This window comes from Actinomycetospora sp. (genome assembly GCF_055612215.1).
The window spans coordinates 1-20,638 of record NZ_JBVPVA010000301.1 but is presented as its reverse complement, the minus strand read 5'-3'; the positions used below and the strand labels follow the sequence as shown (position 1 = coordinate 20,638).

The window sequence follows — 20,638 nt, the reverse complement described above, 5'->3', positions numbered from 1 at the left end:
GCTCATCGAGCAGTCCGCGCAGCAGGTGCTCAAGACCTCGATGGAGCTCGGCGGCAACGCGCCGTTCGTGGTGTGCGCGGACGCCGACGTCGACGCCGCCGTCGAGGGCGCGATGCTCGCGAAGATGCGCAACATCGGCGAGGCGTGCACCGCGGCCAACCGGTTCTACGTGCACGAGGACATCGCCGAGGAGTTCACGAAGAAGCTGACCGACCGCATGGGGTCGATGACGATCGGGCGCGGCGTCGACGACGGCGTGGAGGTCGGCCCGCTCGTGGAGGCCGACCAGCGCGACAAGGTGGCCGAACTGGTCGACGACGCCGTCCAGAAGGGCGCGAAGGTGCGCACCGGCGGCGAGGTCCCCAGCGGCGCGGGCTACTTCTACCCGCCCACGGTCCTGGCCGACGTGCCGACCTCGGCCCGGCTGGTGAAGGAGGAGATCTTCGGCCCGGTCGCGCCGATCTTCACGTTCACCGAGGACGACGAGGCCATCCGTGCTGCCAACGACACCGAGTTCGGCCTGGTCAGCTACCTCTACACGAAGGACCTGGCGCGGGCGGTCCGGCTCTCCGAGCGCCTCGAGTGCGGCAGGGTGGGGCTCAACCAGGGCATGGTCTCCAACGCGGGCGCCCCGTTCGGCGGCTGGAAGCAGTCCGGGCTCGGCCGCGAGGGTGGCGACGTCGGCATCGACGAGTACCTGGAGATCAAGTACGTCGCGATGAACGTGTAGTCGATCTCGGATCTCACCCAGGGTGACCGACCTGATCCACTCCGCAGTGCAGTAGTGCACTACGGCATACGGGCCGGTCTCCCCCCGCGACACTGCGCCGCGACAGGTGGCGTGTGCCACCGGACGACCGGAGCAGGGTGGGGAGACCGGGATGGGGCAGGATTCATCCCCCGGCGGACAGGGTCCGACGGGCTGGACGCCGAGGTACTCGCTGCTGGGGGGCGGCCCGGGGGCCACGCCACCCGGGGGTACCGGCGGGTTCGGCGCGCCGACGGTGGCCCACCAGCAGGCCCCGACCGCACCCCAGCAGTGGGGCCCACCCAGCGGCGGGTTCCCGGGGCCCGGCGGGCCGGGCGGCTATCCGCCCGGTCCGGGTGCGCCGCCCCCGGGCGGGAAGGCGCCCCGCTCGCGGGCGCGGATCTGGATCGCGGTCGGCGTCGTGGCGCTGCTCGTGGTCGGTGCCGGCGCCTGGTTCGTGTTCGGGGGCGCCGCGAGCGCCCAGGCGGCCCAGGTGCAGCTCGAGGCGACCTCCACCTCGGGGCCGTCGCCGTTCACCGCTCCGGTCGGGCAGGACTCCACCGGCGTGGTCGCGCCGGCCAACGCCCAGGGATCGCAGCCCGGCAACACCGGCGGGCTCTACGCCCAGGACCCGGCGAAGGCCTCGTGCGACACGGCCTCGCTGGTCAACCAGGTCAGCGCCGACCCGGCCAAGGCCGCCGCGTGGGCGAAGTCGCTGGGCATCGAGGCCGACGGGATCGGCGGCTTCGTCAACACCCTGGCCGCGGTGAGCCTGCGCGCGGACACCAACGTCACCGCGTACGGCTACGGCAACGGGCAGTTCCAGCCGTACCCGGCGACGCTGCAGGCCGGCACCGCCGTGCTGGTCAACAGCTACGGCGAGCCGACGGTCAAGTGCTACAACGGCGACCCGCTGGGCCCGCCGACCGCCTCGAACACCTCGGGCACCTACGTCGGCGCGCCGTGGAACGGCTGGGCCGCGGAACGCACGATCGTCGTCACCCCGGCCCCGGCCCCGATCACGCAGATCGTCGTCGTCAACCCGGGCACCAACACCCAGGGTTCGAAGCCGATGCCGCCGAACCCGGCCCCGAAGCCGAACCCGGGCGCGCCGACCGATCCGGGCGGCAAGCTCCTCCTCACCGGGACGCACAACTACGACGGCACCGTGACGCTCTCCGACGGGCGCATCCTCGGCACCGACGGCAAGGTCCTCCCGCCGAAGGTCGCCGTGACCCATCCGGCCGGGAGCAAGACCTTCCCCGACGGCTCGGTCCAGGAACCCAACGGGATCATCTTCAACAAGGACGGCACCGAGCGTCGTCCGATCCCGGTCATCATCGGCGGCAAGCTGATCACCACACTGAACCCGGACGGCACCAGCACGCCGCCCCTGCCCGGGACCGTCCTCAAGTGGAACTACGACGGCACCGTGACGGCGTACGTGCCCGGCGGGGGCGCGGGCAACCAGGTGCTCGTGCTGACGCCGCCCAGCGGCGCCGCCAAGTCGACCTTCCCGGCGCCGGCCGGCAGTGTCATCCAGCCGGACGGGTCGATCAAGAAGCCCGACGGGACGATCCTCAACCCCGACGGCACCCCGCGGAACTCGACCACCCTGCCCGACGGCACGGTCCTCGATCCGCAGGGCGGGAACACGCCGCCGACCAACGCCAAGGTCGACGCGACGATGAAGGGCGCCGACGGCACGCTCGGCACCGAGAACAAGCAACTGCAGCAGCAGGGCCAGACGGGTCAGGCCGGCCAGGCGGGGACGCCCGGTCAGCCGGGGACGCCGGGTCAGGCGGGGACACCGAAGTGCGTCCCCGGCACCGCAGGCGCCGCTGACCCGGCCTGCGCGGAGATCGCGAAGAAGCAGCCGCAGGTCTGCACGCCCGAACCGGCCACGGGGGTCTGCCCGGTGACACCGGACAAGCCCAAGACCGGGACCTCGACCGCGGGCACCTCGACGAGCGGCACGGGCACCGGGTCCGAGTCCGGAACGAGCGGCACCGACAGCGGCAGCGGCTCGAGCGGCAGCGGGTCGAGCGGCAGCGGCAGCGGCTCGAGCGGCGGCAGCGGCTCGAGCGACGGCGGGAGCTCCACCTCCGGCGGCTGAGCGACCACGGGAGGAGCGACGGGCCCCGGCACCGGGCGGTGCCGGGGCCCGTCGTCGTGCGGGACGATGCCCGGCGTGGACCCGGTGGTGACCGCCCTGCTCGTCGCGGTCCCCGTGGCGGCCGGGGCGACCCTGCAGCGCACGACGGGCCTGGGCCTCGCCCTCGTCGGGGCGCCGTTCCTGGTCGCGGTGCTCGGCGCCCAGGACGGGGTGTCCTTCGGGAACGCGCTCCAGACCGTGCTCTGCCTGCTGGTGCTCGTCGGCACGTGGCGGGTGACCCGGTGGGCCGCGGCCGGCGCGCTCCTCCTCGGGGCCGCGGTGGGTGTCCCCGCCGGGGCGCTGCTGGTCGGGCGGCTGCCCGAGGGGCCGCTGCTGATCGTCGTCGGCGGCCTCGCACTCCTGGGGATCGCGCTCGCCGCGCTGCCGCAGGCCGGCGAGGTGCTGCGCGGGCGGACCGGGGCGATCGCGTCCGGGGTCGCGGCGGGGTTCGTGAACGCCGCCGCCGGGGTCGGCGGGCCCCTGATCTCGGCCTACGGCATGGCCCAGCGGTGGGACCGCGAGAGCTTCGTCCCGACGGCGCAGGTGGTCCTGCTGGTCATCAACGTCACGTCCCTGCTGCTCAAGGGCGTACCGGGACTGTCCCCGGCGGTGTGGGTCGCCGGGGCGGCGGCGCTGGTCGTCGGGGTGGCCGCGGGCGGTCCGGTGTCCCGGCGTGTCGGGCCGGTGGCCGGGCGCCGGCTCGTGCTCGTGGTGGCCACGGCGGGCGCGCTCGCGACGGTCGTCCGGGGCGTGCTCAGCCTCTGACCCGGGCTCAGACCACGAACCGCGCGGCCGGCGGGGCGCCCTCGGCGAGCCCGGTGAGGACGTCTCCCTGCACGGAGTGGGGACCGAGGCGCTCCGGCGCCGGGCTGTCGTGCAGCACCAGCAGGGCGTCCTCCCCGAGGACCGCGAGCGCCTCGGGATGGTCCTCGCCGTCACCGGTCTCGAGCTCGCAGACCGGGTGGACGTCGGCGGCGGGCACCACCTCCGGCAGCGCCCCGGGGACCGCGGCGCCCCGCAGCCGCAGGACCCGCGCGGGCCGGGACAGCACCATCGTCGGGCCCGCCAGCACCAGCAGGTCGTCCCCGTCGCGCGCCAGGTCGCGGACCCCGAGTCCGTCGAGGTCGAGGACGTGCTTGGCCACCCCGCGCAGCGCCAGCTCCCCCGCCTCGCGGGACGGGCCGAGCGTCACCTCGAGGACCACCGCCCAGCCCCGCAGCACCGGTCCGCGCAGCCCGAGCAGGACGGTCGCGACCTCGGACGGCTCCCCGAGCGCCGCGAGCCCCTCGACGTCGAACCCGTTGTCCTTGCCGGGGATGCCCAGGAAGGGGGCGAGGTGCTCGTCGTCGGCGAGCGCCCCGAACAGGCCGCGCCTGCCCGCCGGGAGCCGGGTGCCGGCGCCGGGCACGGGCCGCCCGTCGTCGAGCGGCAACCGGGCGAGCACGCGGCGCGGCTTCTCGGGCCTGACCGTGCCGAGCCGCGTCAGCACCTCGTCGGCCGGCGTGCCCGAGGTGGCCTTCTTCCGCTTGGCCGAGTGCGACCCGGTGACCCACAGCAGCCCGTCGGCGGCGGAGCCCTGGAGGTCGACGCCCTCGACGTCGACCTCGGCGTCGGGCCCACCCGGGAGGTCGACCGCCTCGTGCAGGGGCAGGACGAGCGGATCGCCCCAGTCGGTCGCCGACCGCCGCGTCAGGCGGACGAGGGCGGCGCCCTCGTCGGGCGCGAGCACCATCGTGGCGCCGTCGACGGCCAGGCCGGACAGGCTCAGCCCGACGGTGCGGGTGTGCTCGGCGAGGTGCAGCGTGGTCCGGGTGATGTCCACGGCGGTCCTCCTAGGACGACGAGGCCCCATCATCCGGGCATCCGGGGCATTCGTCACGAAGGACGCGTGAGGAAGGGCGTCACCTGCTCCCCCAGCACCTCGACGGCGAGGTCGGCCACCGCGTCCGCCGCGAGGTCGTACACCCCGTACCGCCCGTCGCCGGCCGCCGTGGTGAACCACAGCGTCGCGAGCCCGGCCCGCCGCTGGAACGGCGACCGGGTGACCGTCCACGTGAGGATGCCGTCGCGGCGCAGCGCGACCGTGCGGCGCCCGGGCGCGCCGTGGCGGGTCACGAGGTAGCGGCCCACGAGCCCGTGCCCGAGGTTGCGGTAGGCGATCGTGCCCAGCCGCAGGCCCACCGCGACGCCGAGGACCGCCAGCACGGCGGTGAGGACCCCCAGGACCGTCGAGCCGACCAGCGCCGCCGGGACCGCGACCGCGAGGGCGGGCACCAGGGACACCGCGGTCGCCCACCGCCGCCGTCGTCGCAGCGCGGCCCGCGGGTGCGGGCGCAGCGCCACCTCCGCGGTCGGGGCGACGGGCTCGCGGAGCGCGTCGGCGGCCACCCGCTCGGCCACCGCGAGCGGCGCGACCGGCAGCAGGCCCCGGGGGTCGGACCGCTCCTGCTCGGCGTGCGAGAGCCCGGTCGCGATCGCGTCCACCCGGGCCGCGCCGAGGATCCGGGCGCCGGGCGGCTCCACGACCGCCACGCCGCGGAGCCGCTCCTCCTCGAGGGTCGTCGACCGGGTGGTCAGCAGGCCCCGCCGCACGTGCAGCGACCCGGTGCGGCGCTCGCGGGTGAGCCGGTAGCGCCACCAGGTCAGGGTGAAGACGACGAGCGAGCCGACGGACCCGACGACGCCGACCGCGACGACGGCCACCACGACCGTCACCACCAGCCCCAGCGCCTCGGCCGCCACGACCACCTCGTCGAGGACGGTGCCCCGCAACCCGACCCAGTCCGAGGCCTGCAGCAGGCCCCCGAACGCGGCGATCCCGACGGCGGGGGTCAGCGCCGAGAGCGGCGCGAACCGCACCCATCCGGGGTCGAGGACGGCGAGGACCTCGTCGCGCGGGGGCACCGGGTCCTCGGTGGCGTCCGTCGGCCGCCGGTCGAGCAGCTCGCCGCGCAGCGCCTCCGCGTCGCCCCGGCGCAGCGCCCGCAGCTCGAGCGGCTTCTCCCCCACCCCCGCCCGCTGCCCGGTACCGATGCGCACGGTGGCGAGCCCGAGCACGCGGAGCACGGGGTCGGCGGTCACCTCGACGGTGCGGACCCGCTCGCGGGCCAGGCCGCGGCGGCTGCGCACGACGATGCCGGTGTGCAGCTCGACGCGGTCGGTGCCGACCCGGTAGCGGGTGCGTCGCAGCCGCACCCACTCGGCGATCGTGGCGAGCGCGACCAGGACCACCGTCCCGGCGACGACCGCGGCCGTGGCGAACGCGAGGGCGACGGCGTCGGCCGAGCGCATCCCGACCAGCGTCGGCACCCCGCCCGCCAGACACGCACCCAGGGCGAGCGACCCGGCGGCGAGCACCGTCCGGCCGTCGAGACGCCGCCAGCCCTCGTCGCCGGGCGAGGTCACGTCGCGTCGCCGGCGACGGCCTGGGTCGCACGGGTGAGGCGCTCGGCGAGCTCGGCGGCACGCTCGCCGTCGAGCCCGGCGATGCGCACGGCCCCCTTCGCCGAGGCTGTCGTCACCACCAGGGCCGCGAGCCCGAACGCCTGCTGGAGCGGACCGCGGGTGGTGTCGACGGTCTGGATGCGCGACAGCGGCGCCGCCCGCCACTCCTGCCACACGAAGCCCGCCCGCGTGTAGACGGCGTCGTCGGTGACCTCCCAGCGGTGCACGCGGTACCAGTAGGCGGGGAGGACCGCGGCGACGACGAGCCCGACGACCACGAGCGCGACCGCCACCGGCACGAACCACGCGACCGGCGGGACCAGCACCCCGAGCACCAGCAGGACGACCGCCGGCACCAGCGGATCCAGCACGCAGTGGACCCGCCACCAGGTGCGCACCCGCGGGTCGAGCGGCTCCCGCGGCGGACGCAGCGCGACGGTCATCTCCGGGGGCGGCCCTACCCCGCCACCGCGCGGATCCGGCGCAGGACCTCGTCCGCGCCGAGGACGCGCGTGACCTGGTACAGGTCGGGGCTGCGCTGCGCGCCGGTGACCAGCACCCGGACGACGTTGGCGGCGTCGCGCAGCATCCCGGGGTAGGCGTCGGGGTCCTTCTTGTAGGTCTTGGGGTTGGGCGCGAACCCGTGCCGCTCGGCGAGGTCGCGGATCTGCTGGAACCAGGTCGGCTGGTCGCCCTCGTGGACGTAGTGCGCCGCGAGGTCGGTGGCGAGCGCGACCACCAGCTCGGGCGCCAGCCCGCCGAAGCGCTCGTCGGCCGGGTCGGTGACGTCGGTGAACAGCATCGGGAAGAAGAAGCCGTAGGCGGCACGGAAGTCCGACCAGCGGGCGAGGTCCTTGCGCGGGTTCTCCACGCCGACGCGCTCGACGTCGATCGCGGCCAGCGCGAGCGGCTCCTGCTCGTCGAGCACCTCGACGAGCTCGGGGTCGTAGGTCTGCCCCCACCCGCGCACCCCCGCGAGCACCTCGGGCCCGGGCATCGTGGCGATGAAGTCGGCGCAGATGTCGGCGAGCTTCACCGTGTCGACCAGCGGACCGGCCGCCTGGAACTCGTCGAGGCGCAGCGGCGTGGCCAGGGCCTCGGGCACCGGCAGCTCGGCCAGTCGCGCGTTCGCGAGGCCGCGCAGGTAGGCCAGCACCGCGTCGGCGGGGTAGCCGGCCTCGAGGTAGAAGTCGACGGAGGCCTCGGCGTCCTTGCGCTTGGAGAGCTTGCGCCGCGAGCTCCCCTCCTGCTTCATCAGCGGCGCCAGGTGGGCGTACTCGACCTGGTCGAAGCCGAGCGCGGCGAAGAGCTGCAGGTGCGTCGGCACCGAGGAGAGCCACTCGTCGCCGCGCACCACCAGCGAGGTCCGCATCAGGTGGTCGTCGACGGCGTGCGCGAAGTGGTAGGTCGGCAGGCGCGGTTCGGTCGCGGAGGTCTTGAGGATGACGACGTCGTTGTGGTTGTCCTCGGCCTCGACGCGCCCGCGCAGCCGGTCGGTGAACGCGACCCGCTCCCCCACGGCGCCCGGGGAGCGGAACCGCACGACGTAGGGGTCGCCCGCTTCGAGCCGGGCGAGCACGTCCTCGTCGGCGGCGTCGCGCCAGGGTGCCCACCGGCCGTAGTAGCCGGTCGGCAGCTTGAGCGTGCGCTGGGCCTCGGAGATCTCGGCCAGCTCGTCCGTGGTGGCGAAGTCGGGGTACGCCTTCCCCTGGCGCATCAGCTCGCGGACGAACGAGAGGTAGATCGTGCTGCGCTGCGACTGCCGGTACGGCGCGTAGGGCCCGTCACCAGCACTGCCGCCGGTGTCCGAGAGCGGGCCCTCGTCGGGGCGCAGGTCGAAGGCGTCGAACGCGCGGGCGAATTGCGCGTCGGCGCCCGCGACCTCCCGGGCCTGGTCGGTGTCCTCGATCCGCAGGAAGTAGACGCCGTCCGAGGAGTGCGCGAGGTCGCGGGACACCATCGCGGTGTAGATGCCGCCGACGTGGACGAAGCCCGTCGGGCTCGGGCCGAACCGCGTCACGAACGCCCCGTCGGGCACGTCGCGCGCCGGGTACCGCTGCTCCCACTCCGCCGTCTCGGGCAGGTCGGCGGGGAACAGCGAGTCGACGGTAGCGCGATCGAGCATGCGTCCAGGCTAGTGGTCGGGCCCGGTCGGGCTCCCGTTCGACCCGGCGGCTCCCCCGATGGTCGAGCTCCGCTCCGCTGCGTCTCCGGACACGCCCCGGGTGGCGATGGCCTCGGCCTTCGCCACCGCCGCGGCGATCTCCGGGTCGGTGCGGGTGTCGAACCAGTCGGCGACGTCCTCGTCGTGGTCGCCGGGGCGCTTCGTCGTCGCCTCGTCGTCGGGCGGCGAGGGCTGGAACCGGAAGACGCCGTCCTCGCCCGGGGCGCCGAGCATGCGGGTGAAGCCCTCGAGCGCCTTGCCGAAGTCGCTCGGCACCACCCACATCTTGTTCGCGTCGCCCTGCGCCATCTGCGGCAGCGTCTGCAGGTACTGGTAGGCCAGCAGCTCCGGCGTCGGCTTGGCCGCCTTGATCGCGGCGAACACCTTCTCGATGGCCTTCGCCTGGCCCTGCGCCTGGTAGTACCGCGCGGCCCGCTCACCCTGGGCGCGCAGCATCCGGGACTGGCGGTCGGCCTCGGCCTCGAGGATCGCGGCCTGCTTGGCGCCCTCGGCGTTGAGGATCGCGGCCTGCTTGTTGCCCTGCGCCTCGGCGACCGAGGCCTCGCGGTGCCCCTCGGCGGTGAGGATCATGGCGCGCTTCTCCCGGTCGGCGCGCATCTGCTTCTCCATGGAGTCCTGGATCGAGGGCGGCGGGTCGATCGCCTTGAGCTCCACGCGCACCACCCGCAGCCCCCAGGGGCCGGTCGCGTCGTCGAGGGCGCGGCGCAGCCCGGTGTTGATCGTCTCCCGCGAGGTCAGCGCCTGCTCCAGGCTCATCCCGCCGACCACGTCGCGCAGCGTCGTCGTCGTGAGCTGCTGGACGCCGTTGATGTAGTCGTTGATCTCGTAGACGGCGTTGCGCGGCTCGGTGACCTGGTAGTAGACGACGGTGTCGATCGAGACCGTGAGGTTGTCCTGGGTGATCACGGGCTGGGGCGGGAACGAGACGACCTGCTCCCAGAGCGCGACCCGCTCGCGGATCCGGTCGATGAAGGGCACGAGCAGCGTCAGGCCCGGTTCGGCGGTGCGCTGGTAGCGGCCGAGGCGCTCGATGACGGCGGCCTCGGCCTGGCGGATGACGGTGACGCTCTTGGCGAGGGTGGTGATCACGAGGATCACCACGAGCACCACGAGCACGGTGACGACGACGGACACGTCCATCGCTCCTCCCCCGTTCTGCGGGCGGTCAGTCGGTGGCGGTGACGACGGCCGTCGCCCCGGAGATCTCGACGACGACGACCGCGGTGCCGGCCGGGAGGTCCTCGTCGTGCAGGGAGCGCGCGGACCACAGCGATCCGCGCAGCCGGACGGTGCCCGCGTTCGCGGCGACGGGTTCCACGACCTCGCCGCGGGTGCCCAGCAGGGCGCGGGTCCCGGTGTTGACGGGGTCGTGCACGGCCAGGCGCCGGCGCACGAGGGGGCGGGCGATGAGCAGGAACAGCCCGGCGAGCACCGCGAACACCGCGAGGTCGGCCCCGAGCGGGGCGCCGGCCGCGGCGACGGCCGCGGTGCCGAGGGCCGCGCCCCCGAGCATGAGCAGCACGAGGCCACCGGTGAGGACCTCGGCGACGACGAGCAGCACTCCCGCGATCGCCCAGATGAGCGGGATCACACGGGCCAGTGTGCCCCATGCGGCGTCACGTGGTGACGAAGTCGATCAACTGCTCCATCGCCGTGATCAGCGGCGTCTGCAGGTCGTGCCAGGTCGAGACCGCGCCCAGCACCCGCCGGGCCCCCTCGCGCTCGTCGCCCCACCCGAGCTCCGCGCAGACACCCTTCTTCCACTCGACGCCGCGGGGGATCGTCGGCCACTCCCGGATCCCGACGACCGAGGGCTTCACGGCCTCCCAGATGTCGATGTAGGGGTGGCCGAGCACCAGCACGTGCTCGGCGGCGGAGCCGAGGTCACGCCGCAGTCCCTCGGCGATCCGGGTCTCCTTCGAGCCGGTCACCAGGTGGTCGACGAGCACGCCGAGCTTGCGGTCCGGCCCGGGCCCGAACTCCCGGGCCGCCTCGACCAGCACGTCCGCGCCGTGCAGCGGCTCGACGACGACGCCCTCGACGCGCAGGTCGTGCCCCCACACCCGCTCGACGATCGTCGCGTCGTGCACGCCCTCGACCCAGATGCGGTGGGGCAGCGCGACCTTGGCGCGGCGGTCGTCGGCGCGCACGGAGCCCGACGCCGAACGCTGCTGCTCCGGGCTCTGCCGGGGCCGGGGCGGGGTGAGCGTGGCGAGTCGGCCCTCGTAGAGGAACGACGCGGGCTTCATGGGGAACAGGCGCCGCCGGCCGGCGGCGTCCTCCAGCACGACCTCCCGGACGTCGGCCCGGATCACCGCGCCGCAGAAGCTGCCCGTGGCGTCCTCGACGACGAGGCCGGGCTCGGCCTCGACGGTGAGGATCTCCTGCTTGGGCCGGTGACTCGTCAGGCCGGGGAGCCCGCCGGAGCGCCCGGCGCCGCTCGAGGGTCCCCCGGTCCGTGGGCCGGCGGCGGGCCGGGCGAGCCCGCCCGTCGACCGGAACCCTGCGTCCCCGGAGGAACCGTTCATGCCCCGGCCCTGCGTCCTCGCCACGGCGGAGGACGGTAGTGCCGCTCCGGCCACGGACGGTGTCGCGACACGCGTTCCCCCGTCTCGGGCTCCCGTTCCGCGCGAGGGGTCCCATCGGTCGGATAGAGCGGCCGTGGGCGCCCCTCGTCGGAACGCCCCCGCCGCCTCGGATTGGTGGGCGGCGCGGGGCCGTGCCTAGGCTGGCGGTCATGCCTACTGCGAGCGCGTCCCTGGCGGTGTGGAGCGCGGCGTGGATCGCCGGCGCGGCCGCCGCCGACGACGTCCTCGACGCGCTGGCCCCGTGGTCGCAGGCCCACGACGTCGTGGCCGCGGACGCGGGCGTCGCAGCGGAGACGGACCTGCCCACGCCGGACCGGGCCGGCGCCGGGCTCGCCGCGCTGCTCGTGCTGCTGCGGCGCCGATCGGCCGGGAACGACCTCGACGCCCGCGTCGTGCTCCCCGTTGCCGGCGACGTGCGCGGGCTGCCGGGCCCGGACGCGCTGCGCGCCGGGGCCATGGCGGTCGGCGAGTGCGCGGTCTTCCCCGGTGCGGGCCTGGCCGTCGTCCCGTCCACCGTCGCCGACGGGGTCCTGCGCTGGACCACGCACATCGTCGCCGAGGTCCCGCCGCAGGCCCACCCGAGCCTCGCCGACGCCGAGCACGACCTGCGGACCGGCGTCCGCGAGGCGGCCACCACGCTCGCGGACATGGACGTCGCGCGGCCGCGGGCAGGGGTGCGCGAGGAGATCGCGGCCACGCTCCGTGCCCGGCCGCAGCCGACCTGGCCCTCGGGAACCCCGGGGCGCCCGCTCCGGGTCCTCCAGCACGCCGACGAGGTCGAGGCGATCCTGGTCGCCGCGTCCGGCGACGACCCCGGCGGCGCGCTCACAGCGGCCACCGCCCTTGCGCGGACCGACGCGTTGCGCCCGCTCGCGACCGCCGTCCGGGCCGCACGAGTCGCCGCCGTCGCCGAGACCGTCCGGGCCCTCACCTCGGCCTGAGCGGCTGGACCCTGCGCCGCCCAGCCCGCCGCCCCGCTCGCCCCGCCCGCACGAGGGGAACCTCCGTGCGGGTAGAGCGACCCGGTCCTCCCCTCGCGCGACCGGGCGGCTGGTCTCAGGAGGCAGGGCGGCGCCGGGCCGGTGGCTCGCAACAGCCGGGCGCGCAGAGGGCACCGTTGCAGCCGACCCCTCCGCGCGGGCCGGAGCCCAGCATCCGCGGCGACGCCCCGTCCACCTGCTCCGCGATCAGCTCGACGATCATGCGGATGAAGCGGGGGTCGGACCCGGCGCTCGCTGCGCGCGCGAGGTGCACGCCGAGCTTGTCGGCCTGCTCCGCGAGCTCGGTGTCGAGGTCGAAGATCACCTCGATGTGGTCGGAGACGAAGCCGATCGGGCTGACGACGACGTCGGTCACGCCCCGTTCGACGAGCGCGTCGAGGTGCTCCTCGATCTGCGGGTCGAGCCAGGGGACCTGCGGCGGGCCGGACCGCGACTGCCAGACCTGGTCGTAGTCGGCGACGCCGAGCTCGGTGGCGACGAGCCGGGCCGCCTCGGCCATCTGCCGCGAGTAGCGGTGGCCGCCCTCCTCGGGCGGCCCGGCGGTCTCGTCGGCGGAGACGGGGATGGAGTGGGCGGTGAAGACGAGCCGGGCGTCGTGCCCCCCGTCGAGGGTCTCCCGCGCGCCGCGCACGCCGTCGGCGACGGCAGCCACGAACAGCGGGTGGTCGTAGAAGTGGCGCAGCTTGGTCAGGTCGGGCACGAGGGCCTCGTCGCCGAGCCGTTCGGTCGCCGCGGCCCGGGCGCGGGCGATGTCCTCGTGGTACTGCCGGCAGGCCGAGTAGCCGCCGTAGGCGCTGGTCGCGAAGACCAGTGCGTTCCGGACGCCGTCGCGGGCCATCTCGGTGACGGTGTCCTCGGCGAACGGGTGCCAGTTGCGGTTGCCGAAGTAGATCGGGAGGTCGTACCCGGCGTCCGCGAGCTCCCGGCGCAGCGCGGCGATGATCTCGCGGTTGAGGTCGTTGATCGGCGACCGGCCGCCGAAGTGGTGGTAGTGCTCCTCGACGGCGTCGAGCCGCTCCGGGGGGACCCCACGACCGCGGGTGACGTTCTCGAGGAAGGGCCGGACCTCGTCCGGTGCCTCCGGACCGCCGAAGGACAGGACGAGGACGGCGTCGACCGGATTCGTGCTCACCCCACCATCGTTCCCCGCCACGGACGCCCTGCCACGTGTCACCTCGCACTGCCCGGAACTGCCCCGAACGGCCTATCCCCCGGACGAGTGATCAGCTTTACCTTCTGCTCACGGCGCGAGGGGGCTCGGGGCCGCTGGGGGGAACGGGATGGACGAACTCATCGGGGTGCCCGTCGTGGGCGCGCCCGTCGTGGCCGGGGCGGGGTTCATCGTCCTGCTCGTCGTCGTCTTCAGCGGCGACTGGGGTGGCTCGCTGGTCACCGTGGCTCATGAGGGCGGACACATGGTCATGTCCGTGCTGGTGCTTCGTGACTTCAAGCACTTCTCGATGGACGACGGCGACAACGCCGGCACGGCGATCACTGACCCCAGCTGGGGTGTCGGCGACTTCCTCGCGACCCTCGCCGGGTACGCCACGCCCCCGCTGCTCGGCCTGGGCGGCGCAGCCGTCCTGGCGCGCGGCAATGCGTGGGCAATCCTCGCCTGTGCGATCGTTCTGCTGCTGGGTGCCTTCTTGTATGCGCGTGGAGGTTTGGCCAATCTCGTCACCGCGACCGCTCTCGTCGTCCTGGTGCTGGTTCTCTGGCGGGGGACGCTCACGCTCCAGACTGCAGTCGCCGTAGGACTGGTCTGGCTCCTGCTCCTCGGCGGTCTTCGCTCCGCACTGCTCATGAGCCGCAAGGCAGGGTCCGACGCCTATCGAATGGCTCGACGTTCATGGATACCGACTCTGGTCTGGAAGACGCTCTGGGTCGGTCTCGCCCTCGTGGCGCTCTACGCCGGCGGGCGGCTGCTGTTCATCGGCACCGCCTGGCCGCCCGGGGTGTGGCCTTTCGACGTCGGCACCTGAGTCCGCTGCCGATCCCGGACCCGGGGCTGCGGGATCGGGCCCTGCGGACGGAACCGGTCTCGAGCAACCGCGTCACGACGACGCGGTCGCGGCGGCCGGGACAGCTCCTGCCGGCCACGTGCCCCCAAGAGCGACGCCGGGCCGGCCCGCGCCGCGCCGCCGTCAGCCGTCCTCGACGAGGAACGACAGGTGCTGGTGGATCATCTGCCACTGACCGGCGCGTCGTTCGAACACCCGGGTCGCTCGGGACCGGACCTCGGCCCCGTCGGACCGAGGTCTACTCGGGTGGCGAGTCGTCGGCGAACGAGTGGTGCTCGTGCGCGACCACCCACCGGCCGTCCTCACGACGGAGGCCGAGTGTGAGGCGCAGACGGTGGTCCGGGTCCCGGCGGAGCTCCTCCGGCGTGCCGCACCGCAGCAGTGCGAACGCGTACGCCACGTCCGCGCCCGCCGTCACCTCGAGCGACTCGATCTCGAACGACGCGCCCGAGGCCTGCCACTCGAAGAAGCCGGGCCAGGTCTCCTCGTAGGCGCCGATCCCCCGCACGCCCTGCTCCGGAGGCGGGACGTCGAACATGACGATGTCGTCCGCGTGGTCGGCGAGCACCCCGGCCATGTCCCCGGTGTGCACGGCCGTCGCCCAGCGCTCGATCAGCGCGCGGATGTCCTGCTCGTCGTCGGCCACGGCATCAGGGTGGCTCAGACCCCGACCGCGTGGAACCCGCCGTCGGCGTGCACCATCTCGCCGGTCGTCGTCGGCAGCCAGTCCGAGAGCAGCGCGCACGCGGTCTTCGCGACCGGCGTCGGGTCGGACAGGTCCCACCCGAGCGGCGCCCGGTCGGTCCAGGCCTGCTCGAAGGACTGGAACCCGGGGATCGACTTCGCGGCCATCGTCTTGAGCGGGCCGGCGGCGACGAGGTTGACGCGGATCCCGTCCGGCCCGAGGTCGCGAGCCAGGTAGCGGGTGGTGGACTCGAGGGCGGACTTCGCGACGCCCATCCAGTCGTAGGCGGGCCAGGCGACCCGGTTGTCGAAGTCCATCCCGACGATCGACGACCCGCGGGTGAGCAGCGGGCGGCACGCCATCGCCAACGACTTCAGCGAGAACGCCGACACCTCGATCGCGGTGGACACGTCCGACCACTCCGCGTTGAGGAAGGCCCCCTCCCCCAGCGCGCCGGCCGGGGCGAACGCGATCGAGTGCAGCACGCCGTCGAGGCCGTCGACGTGCTCGCGCACCTGGTCGGCGAGCCCGTCGAGGTGCTCCTGGTTCTGTACGTCGAGCTCGATCACCGGTGCCTCCTGCGGCAGCCGCTGCGCGACCCGCTTCACCAGTGACAGCCGGCCGAACCCGGTCAGCACGACCGTCGCCCCGGCCTCCTGCGCCGCCTTCGCGACGTGGAACGCGATCGACGCGTCGGTGATGATACCGGTGACCAGGATGCGCTTGCCGTCCAAGAGACCCAACGAAAACTCCCTGCTCGATTCGGAGAGGTGCGCTTCGCGCCCGTGCGCACCTAGTGGCCCATGCCGACGCCGCCGTCGACGGGCAGCACGGCACCGGTGATGTACGCGGCGTCGTCGGAAGCCAGGAACGCGACGGCCTTGGCGATCTCCTCGGGCTTCGCCGTCCGCCCGACCGGGATCGCGGCCATCATCTCCTCGCGACGCTTGTCGGAGAGGTCGGCGGTCATGTCGGTGTCGACGTAGCCGGGCGCGATCACGTTGGCCGTGACCCCGCGACCGCCGAGCTCGCGGGCGACCGAGCGCGCCAGACCGATCAGCCCTGCCTTGGAGGCCGCGTAGTTGGCCTGGCCGGGCGCCCCCATCAGGCCCACGACGCTCGAGATGTAGATCAGCCGGCCGAAGCGCGCCTTCATCATCCCGCGGGTGGCGCGCTGGGTGACCCGCCAGGCGCCCGTGAGGTTGGCGTCGAGGACGCCGGTGAAGGCCTCCTCCGGCATGCGCATGAGCAGTCCGTCCTGGGTGACGCCCGCGTTCGCGACGACGACCTCGACCGGCCCGTGCTCGCTCTCGACCTGAGTGAACGCGGCGTCGACGGCGGCGGAGTCGGTGACGTCGCACTGCACGCCGTGCAGGCCCTCCGGCGGCTCGCCGCTGCGGTGGGTGACGACGACGGTGTGGCCCGCCTCGGCGAGCTCCCGCGCGACGGCGAGGCCGATGCCCCGGTTGCCTCCGGTCACGAGCACGACCCGGCTCACGCATCTCCTCCAACGTCGGGGGCGGGGGCCGGGAGACGGAGCGCAGCGGAACTCGACCCGACGGCACGGCGCGGCGAACGGTATCGGCTACCCCGGGGTAGCGGCGAGGGAGTGTCCCGACGCACCCGTGGTCAGGGCAGCCGGGCGCCGAGGGCGAAGGCCGCCCCGAGCCCGATCACGACGAGGATCGTCCCGGCCATCAGCCAGTCCCCGCCGGTGTCGACCTCCTGCGACTCGTAGCCGATCTGCTCCCGCAGCGTGTCGTAGGTGGTGCGCAGGTCCTGCTGGCTCGCGGCCTTGGAGAAGTCGCCGCCGGAGCGCCGGGCGATCTCCTGCATGTCGGAGTCCGCGACCGCCACGGGCACCGGCCGACCCTCGATCTCGATCTCGCCGTAGTCGGTGCCGAACGAGATCGCCGAGATCGGCACGCCCTGCTGCTTGGCCTGGTCGGCCGCGGTGAATGCGCCGCGCGGGGCCTCCAGGTCGGACGGGATCGTCTGCTTGCCGTCCGAGAGCAGGATGATCCGGCCCGGCGGCGGCTGCTCCGGGCCCTGAATCTGGGTGGCTACCGACCTGATGGAGGCCAGCGACGCCTGGATCGCCTCGCCGGTCGCGGTGGACTCGGCGAGCTGCAGCGTCGAGATCGCGCGCTTGACGGTGTCTCGGTCCCGCGTGGGCGAGACGAGCACGGTCGCGGTCCCGGCGAACGAGACGAGGCCGAGGTTGATCCCCGGCGGCAGCTGGTCGACGAACTCGGTCGCCGCCTGCTGGGCGGTCTGCAACCGGCTCGGGCTGACGTCGGTGGCCCGCATCGAGAGCGACACGTCGATCGCGAGCATCACGGTCGCCCGGTTGCGCGGCACCTGCTCGGTGGCCAGCGGCCCGGCGAGGGCGACGACGAGGCACGCCAGCGCCACGAGGATCAGCGCCACCGGGGCGTGACGCATCCGCCCGGGGCGCTTCGGGGCGATCTTCTCCAGCACGCCGAGGTTGGTGAAGCGCATGGTGTTGCGGCGCCGGCGGAGCTCGTTCCACACGTAGGCCGCGGCGAGCGCGACGACGACGAGCAGGGCCAGCAGCCACCACGGGTGCGAGAACACGCCGGTCAGCTCCTCCCCGTGCGGGTGCCGGTCAGAACCGTGCCCTGCCCCGACCAGCCGCGCTTGCGGGCGACGACGAAGCGCACCACGTCGGCGATCCAGTCGCGGTCGGTGCGCAGCCGCAGGTGCCCGGCGCCGGCGCCCCGCAGCGCTGCCGCCACGCGGTCGTGGTGGGCGGCGGCCTCGGCGGCGAAGCGGCGGCGCAGCGTCGGGGTGGTCGTCACCTCGCGGGTGTGCCCGGACTCCGGGTCGGCGAGGACGACGGTCCCGACGTCGGGGAGCTCCTCGTCGCGCCGGTCCCCCACCTCGATGGCCAGCACCTCGTGGCGCACGGCGAGCCCGCGCAGGGCGCGGTCCCAGTCCACGTCCCCGAGGAAGTCGGAGAGCACGACGACGAGCCCGCGCCGACGCGGCGGGTTGCGCAGCGCCTCGAGGGCCCCGACGAGGTCGCCCCGGGTGCCCTCGGGAGCACGCGGGGTCTGCGCGATGCGGCGCATGAGGGCGTGGGCGTGCACGGTGCCGCCGCGGGCGGGCAGCCGTCGGAACGCCCCGTCCCCGGTCGCGACGACCGCGCCGACCCGGTTGCCGCCGCCCCGGGTGAGGTGCACGACCGCCGCGCACGCCGCCACTGCGAGGTCGCGCTTCTCGCAGCCGCCGGTCCCGAAGTCGAGGCTCGGCGAGAGGTCCACGACGAGCCAGGTCTCCAGTTCGCGGTCGGCGATCGTCTCGCGGATGTGCGGCTCGGAGGTCCGGGCGGTCACCGACCAGTCCATGCGGCGCACGTCGTCCCCGGGCTGGTACACCCTCGCGTCCCCGGCCTCCGAGCCCGGCCCGGGCACCAGCCCGAGGTGGTTGCCCTGCAGGAGCCCGTCGAGGCGCCGCCGGACGGTCAGCTCGAGGGTGCGCAGGGCCGCGTCGAGGTGCTCGCTGCCGGGCGCGAGGCTCGGCGGGTGCGGTTCGGCGCCCCGGCCCTCGCGGCGCGGGCGCGCGGGGACGCTCGCGGCGGCACCAGGGTTCGCGTCAGCGTGCGGCTCCGACGCGGGATCGGCCTCGCCCTCCGCGTCGTCGGCCACCCCGAGGCGCCCCAGCAGCCGCGGCCACCACGCCATCCGCGCGGGGGCCTCGTCGTCGCTCACGAGCCGGCCGCCGCCTGGCGCCCGGGCGCGGGGCCGGCGTGCGTCGGGGCCTGCCCCGCGGGGCCGGTCACGGCCACCGGGCGGGCGCTGACCTGCGGCAGCGGCACCGTCTGGAGCAGGCGGGTGACGACGTGGTCGACCGGGACGTTGTCGGCCAGCGCGTCGTAGCTCAGCACGAGGCGGTGGCGCAGCACGTCGGGGGCGATGTCCACGACGTCCTGGGGCAGCACGTAGTCCCGCCCGCGGACCAGCGCCAGGGCCCGCGCCGCGGAGATGATGCCGAGCGAGGCGCGCGGCGAGGCGCCGTAGGACACCCAGCCCGCGACGTCGGACATCCCGTGCTCGGCGGGCGATCGGGTGGCCACGACGAGGCGCACCACGTAGTCGACGAGGGCGTGGTGCACGAACACCTGTGCGGCGACGTCCTGCAAGCGGCGCAGCTCCGCCGGGTCGAGCACGGTGTGCGGCTCCGGGGGGTGCACGCCCATCCGGTAGACGATCTCGCGCTCCTCGTCGGCCGTCGGGTACTCGACGAGGATCTTGAACAGGAACCGGTCGCGCTGCGCCTCGGGCAGGGGGTAGACGCCCTCGTTCTCGATCGGGTTCTGCGTGGCGAGCACGAGGAACGGGTCGGGCATCGGGTGGGTGGTCCCGCCGATGGACACGTGCCGCTCGGCCATCACCTCGAGCATCGCCGACTGCACCTTCGCCGGCGCGCGGTTGATCTCGTCGGCCAGCACGAAGTTCGAGACCACCGGCCCGAGCTCGACGTCGAACGCCTCGCGGCCCTGCCGGTAGATACGGGTGCCGAGGATGTCCGAGGGCACGAGGTCCGGCGTGAACTGGATGCGGGCGAACGAGCCGCCGACCACCCGCGCGAACGTCTCCACCGCCAGCGTCTTCGCGACACCGGGCACGCCCTCGAGCAGGAGGTGCCCGCGGGCGAGCAGGCCGACCAGCATCCGCTCGACGAGGCGGTCCTGCCCGACGATGACCCGCTTGACCTCGAGCACGGTCCGCTCGAGCTGCTCGGCGTCGTGCGCCGGGGTGTCCGGCCCCTGCTGCCGGGCCGCCGTCTGCTCGCTCACCGAGAGCCCTCCGAATCCGCGGGCGCCCGGTCCAGCTCGGGTGGGGCCCGTCCCGTGTCGTGCTGTCGGGCGTGACGGTACCGACCGGGTCCGACAGCCCGTGGCGCCCGAGGGCGGTGGTCGCAGGAAAGGCAGCGCGGCGTGAGACCCCAGTGAGGGTTCACCCCACCAGACGGGTCACCGTCGGGACGATCTCGTCGTCGAAGCGGACCGGGGCGATCCGCACGACCTTCCCCGACTCCGGCGCCTCCACCATCGTGTCGTCACCGAGGTAGAGGGCGACGTGGTGGACGCCGTCGTCGTCGGCCCAGAAGAGCAGGTCGCCGGGCTTGCGCTGGGCGAGGGGGAACTTCGGGCCGGCGTCGATCTGGTAGCCGCTGTAGTGCGGCAGCGTGATCCCGACGCCCGCGAAGGCGTAGACCATCAGCCCCGAGCAGTCGAAGCCGACCTTGTCGAAGTCGCCGAACGCGTCCGCCACCCCGCCGTCGTGGATGCCCCGGGTCGGCCCGTTCGCGTCGCCGCCGCCCCAGGCGTAGGTGGTGCCCAGCTCGGAGCGCGCCCGGTCGAGGACGACCTGCACGCGGTCCTGGGGCGAGGAGGGCGCCGGCGTCGAGGGCGACGGTCCCGACGGCGCGGGCGAGGGGGTGCTGACGGCGGGTGCGGGCGCGCGGGCCAGCCGGGCGCGGGCGGCGTCGCGGGCGGCGGCGTGATCCGTGTGCTGAATACCTCGGGCGCGTATCCGATGACGTGGCTGGGTCCGACAGCACGTGCCGACGCGCTGCGCGGCAGCCCCAGCAATGGTCCGAGCTCGCCGAAATAGCCCCCCGGCGTGATCGTGGCGAGGTGAGTCTCGCCGCCGTCCGGCGCGGGGCGGAAGATCTCGATCTCGCCGGACTCGACGACGTACACCAGGTCACTCGGATCGCCCTGGGCGAACAGCTGTTGCGCATCTGCCAGGGTCACCGGCACGGGTTCCTTCGGTGCAGGCG

Annotated in this window: 21 protein-coding genes and 1 pseudogene; 5 read left to right on the top strand and 17 right to left on the bottom strand. The window is 74.4% G+C overall.

All coding sequences use genetic code 11. From position 1 onward, the window contains the following. The 3 genes from AC0CYZ_RS08530 to AC0CYZ_RS08520 all read left to right on the top strand — a co-directional run. Positions 1-730 (top strand): aldehyde dehydrogenase family protein (locus AC0CYZ_RS08530; protein ID WP_472214246.1); only part of this gene is annotated, 730 nt, incomplete at its 5' end. A gap of 151 nt (positions 731-881) precedes the next feature. Beyond that, on the top strand, positions 882-2,864 hold the full coding sequence (locus AC0CYZ_RS08525; protein WP_472214244.1) for a DUF6777 domain-containing protein: 1,983 nt from the start codon (positions 882-884) through the stop codon (positions 2,862-2,864). A 75-nt stretch (positions 2,865-2,939) separates the two neighbouring features. Further along, positions 2,940-3,668, top strand: coding sequence for a TSUP family transporter (locus AC0CYZ_RS08520; RefSeq protein WP_472214242.1), 729 nt, complete (start codon positions 2,940-2,942; stop codon positions 3,666-3,668). Positions 3,669-3,675: 7 nt separating this feature from the next. Here the strand turns inward: AC0CYZ_RS08520 and AC0CYZ_RS08515 are convergent, their stop codons facing one another. The 7 genes from AC0CYZ_RS08515 to AC0CYZ_RS08485 are packed head-to-tail and all read right to left on the bottom strand — an operon-like array spanning position 3,676 to position 11,060. Then, positions 3,676-4,725: a DUF3616 domain-containing protein gene (locus tag AC0CYZ_RS08515; RefSeq protein ID WP_472214240.1), complete on the bottom strand. Its 1,050-nt coding sequence runs from the start codon at positions 4,723-4,725 to the stop codon at positions 3,676-3,678. A gap of 53 nt (positions 4,726-4,778) precedes the next feature. Next, the gene (locus AC0CYZ_RS08510; protein ID WP_472214238.1) at positions 4,779-6,308 is read right to left on the bottom strand and encodes a PH domain-containing protein; all 1,530 of its coding nucleotides are present in this window, start codon (positions 6,306-6,308) and stop codon (positions 4,779-4,781) included. Continuing rightward, entirely contained in the window at positions 6,305-6,790 is a 486-nt protein-coding gene (locus AC0CYZ_RS08505; protein ID WP_472214236.1) for a PH domain-containing protein, read from the bottom strand. Before AC0CYZ_RS08505 ends, AC0CYZ_RS08510 begins: the two co-directional genes overlap by 4 nt. A gap of 14 nt (positions 6,791-6,804) precedes the next feature. Further along, a complete protein-coding gene (locus AC0CYZ_RS08500; RefSeq protein ID WP_472214234.1) occupies positions 6,805-8,472 on the bottom strand; it encodes a glutamate--tRNA ligase in 1,668 nt (555 codons plus the stop codon). Positions 8,473-8,481: 9 nt separating this feature from the next. Beyond that, positions 8,482-9,672: an SPFH domain-containing protein gene (locus AC0CYZ_RS08495; RefSeq protein ID WP_472214232.1), complete on the bottom strand. Its 1,191-nt coding sequence runs from the start codon at positions 9,670-9,672 to the stop codon at positions 8,482-8,484. 25 nt (positions 9,673-9,697) lie between these two features. After that, positions 9,698-10,123, bottom strand: a complete 426-nt coding sequence (locus AC0CYZ_RS08490) for an NfeD family protein (protein WP_472214230.1) — start codon at positions 10,121-10,123, stop codon at positions 9,698-9,700. Between the two features lie 25 nt (positions 10,124-10,148). Continuing rightward, positions 10,149-11,060, bottom strand: a complete 912-nt coding sequence (locus AC0CYZ_RS08485; RefSeq protein ID WP_472214248.1) for a DUF3097 family protein — start codon at positions 11,058-11,060, stop codon at positions 10,149-10,151. Positions 11,061-11,269: 209 nt separating this feature from the next. Between AC0CYZ_RS08485 and AC0CYZ_RS08480 the strand changes: the two genes are divergently transcribed. Beyond that, on the top strand, positions 11,270-12,061 hold the full coding sequence (locus tag AC0CYZ_RS08480; protein ID WP_472214229.1) for a hypothetical protein: 792 nt from the start codon (positions 11,270-11,272) through the stop codon (positions 12,059-12,061). A 115-nt stretch (positions 12,062-12,176) separates the two neighbouring features. On the opposite strand, the gene AC0CYZ_RS08475 is transcribed toward AC0CYZ_RS08480, so the two are convergent. Then, a complete protein-coding gene (locus AC0CYZ_RS08475; protein WP_472214227.1) occupies positions 12,177-13,253 on the bottom strand; it encodes a ferrochelatase in 1,077 nt (358 codons plus the stop codon). A 148-nt stretch (positions 13,254-13,401) separates the two neighbouring features. Between AC0CYZ_RS08475 and AC0CYZ_RS08470 the strand changes: the two genes are divergently transcribed. Then, on the top strand, positions 13,402-14,103 hold the full coding sequence (locus tag AC0CYZ_RS08470; protein ID WP_472214225.1) for a M50 family metallopeptidase: 702 nt from the start codon (positions 13,402-13,404) through the stop codon (positions 14,101-14,103). A gap of 162 nt (positions 14,104-14,265) precedes the next feature. Here the strand turns inward: AC0CYZ_RS08470 and AC0CYZ_RS08465 are convergent, their stop codons facing one another. The 9 genes and pseudogenes from AC0CYZ_RS08465 to AC0CYZ_RS08425 form a co-directional block, all read right to left on the bottom strand. After that, positions 14,266-14,448, bottom strand: a complete 183-nt coding sequence (locus tag AC0CYZ_RS08465; protein ID WP_472214223.1) for a nuclear transport factor 2 family protein — start codon at positions 14,446-14,448, stop codon at positions 14,266-14,268. Next, positions 14,381-14,788, bottom strand: a complete 408-nt coding sequence (locus AC0CYZ_RS08460) for a YybH family protein (protein ID WP_472214221.1) — start codon at positions 14,786-14,788, stop codon at positions 14,381-14,383. The genes AC0CYZ_RS08465 and AC0CYZ_RS08460 overlap by 68 nt, the downstream gene beginning before the upstream one ends. 14 nt (positions 14,789-14,802) lie before the next feature. Further along, positions 14,803-15,570: an enoyl-ACP reductase FabI gene (fabI, locus tag AC0CYZ_RS08455; protein WP_472214219.1), complete on the bottom strand. Its 768-nt coding sequence runs from the start codon at positions 15,568-15,570 to the stop codon at positions 14,803-14,805. A gap of 50 nt (positions 15,571-15,620) precedes the next feature. Then, complete coding sequence (fabG, locus tag AC0CYZ_RS08450) at positions 15,621-16,325, bottom strand: 3-oxoacyl-[acyl-carrier-protein] reductase (protein ID WP_472214217.1); 705 nt, start codon at positions 16,323-16,325, stop codon at positions 15,621-15,623. Between the two features lie 131 nt (positions 16,326-16,456). Next, complete coding sequence (locus AC0CYZ_RS08445; protein WP_472214215.1) at positions 16,457-17,425, bottom strand: VWA domain-containing protein; 969 nt, start codon at positions 17,423-17,425, stop codon at positions 16,457-16,459. Between the two features lie 5 nt (positions 17,426-17,430). Continuing rightward, positions 17,431-18,561: a DUF58 domain-containing protein gene (locus AC0CYZ_RS08440; RefSeq protein WP_472214213.1), complete on the bottom strand. Its 1,131-nt coding sequence runs from the start codon at positions 18,559-18,561 to the stop codon at positions 17,431-17,433. Further along, positions 18,558-19,649 carry an AAA family ATPase gene (locus AC0CYZ_RS08435; RefSeq protein ID WP_472214211.1) on the bottom strand — a complete coding sequence of 364 codons (1,092 nt, stop codon included), beginning with the start codon at positions 19,647-19,649 and terminating at the stop codon, positions 18,558-18,560. Before AC0CYZ_RS08435 ends, AC0CYZ_RS08440 begins: the two co-directional genes overlap by 4 nt. A gap of 160 nt (positions 19,650-19,809) precedes the next feature. After that, positions 19,810-20,229, bottom strand: coding sequence for an NlpC/P60 family protein (locus tag AC0CYZ_RS08430; RefSeq protein ID WP_472214209.1), 420 nt, complete (start codon positions 20,227-20,229; stop codon positions 19,810-19,812). 158 nt (positions 20,230-20,387) lie between these two features. Next, a pseudogene (locus AC0CYZ_RS08425) lies at positions 20,388-20,612 on the bottom strand (cyclic nucleotide-binding domain-containing protein); the annotation flags it as partial. Positions 20,613-20,638 lie beyond the last annotated feature (26 nt).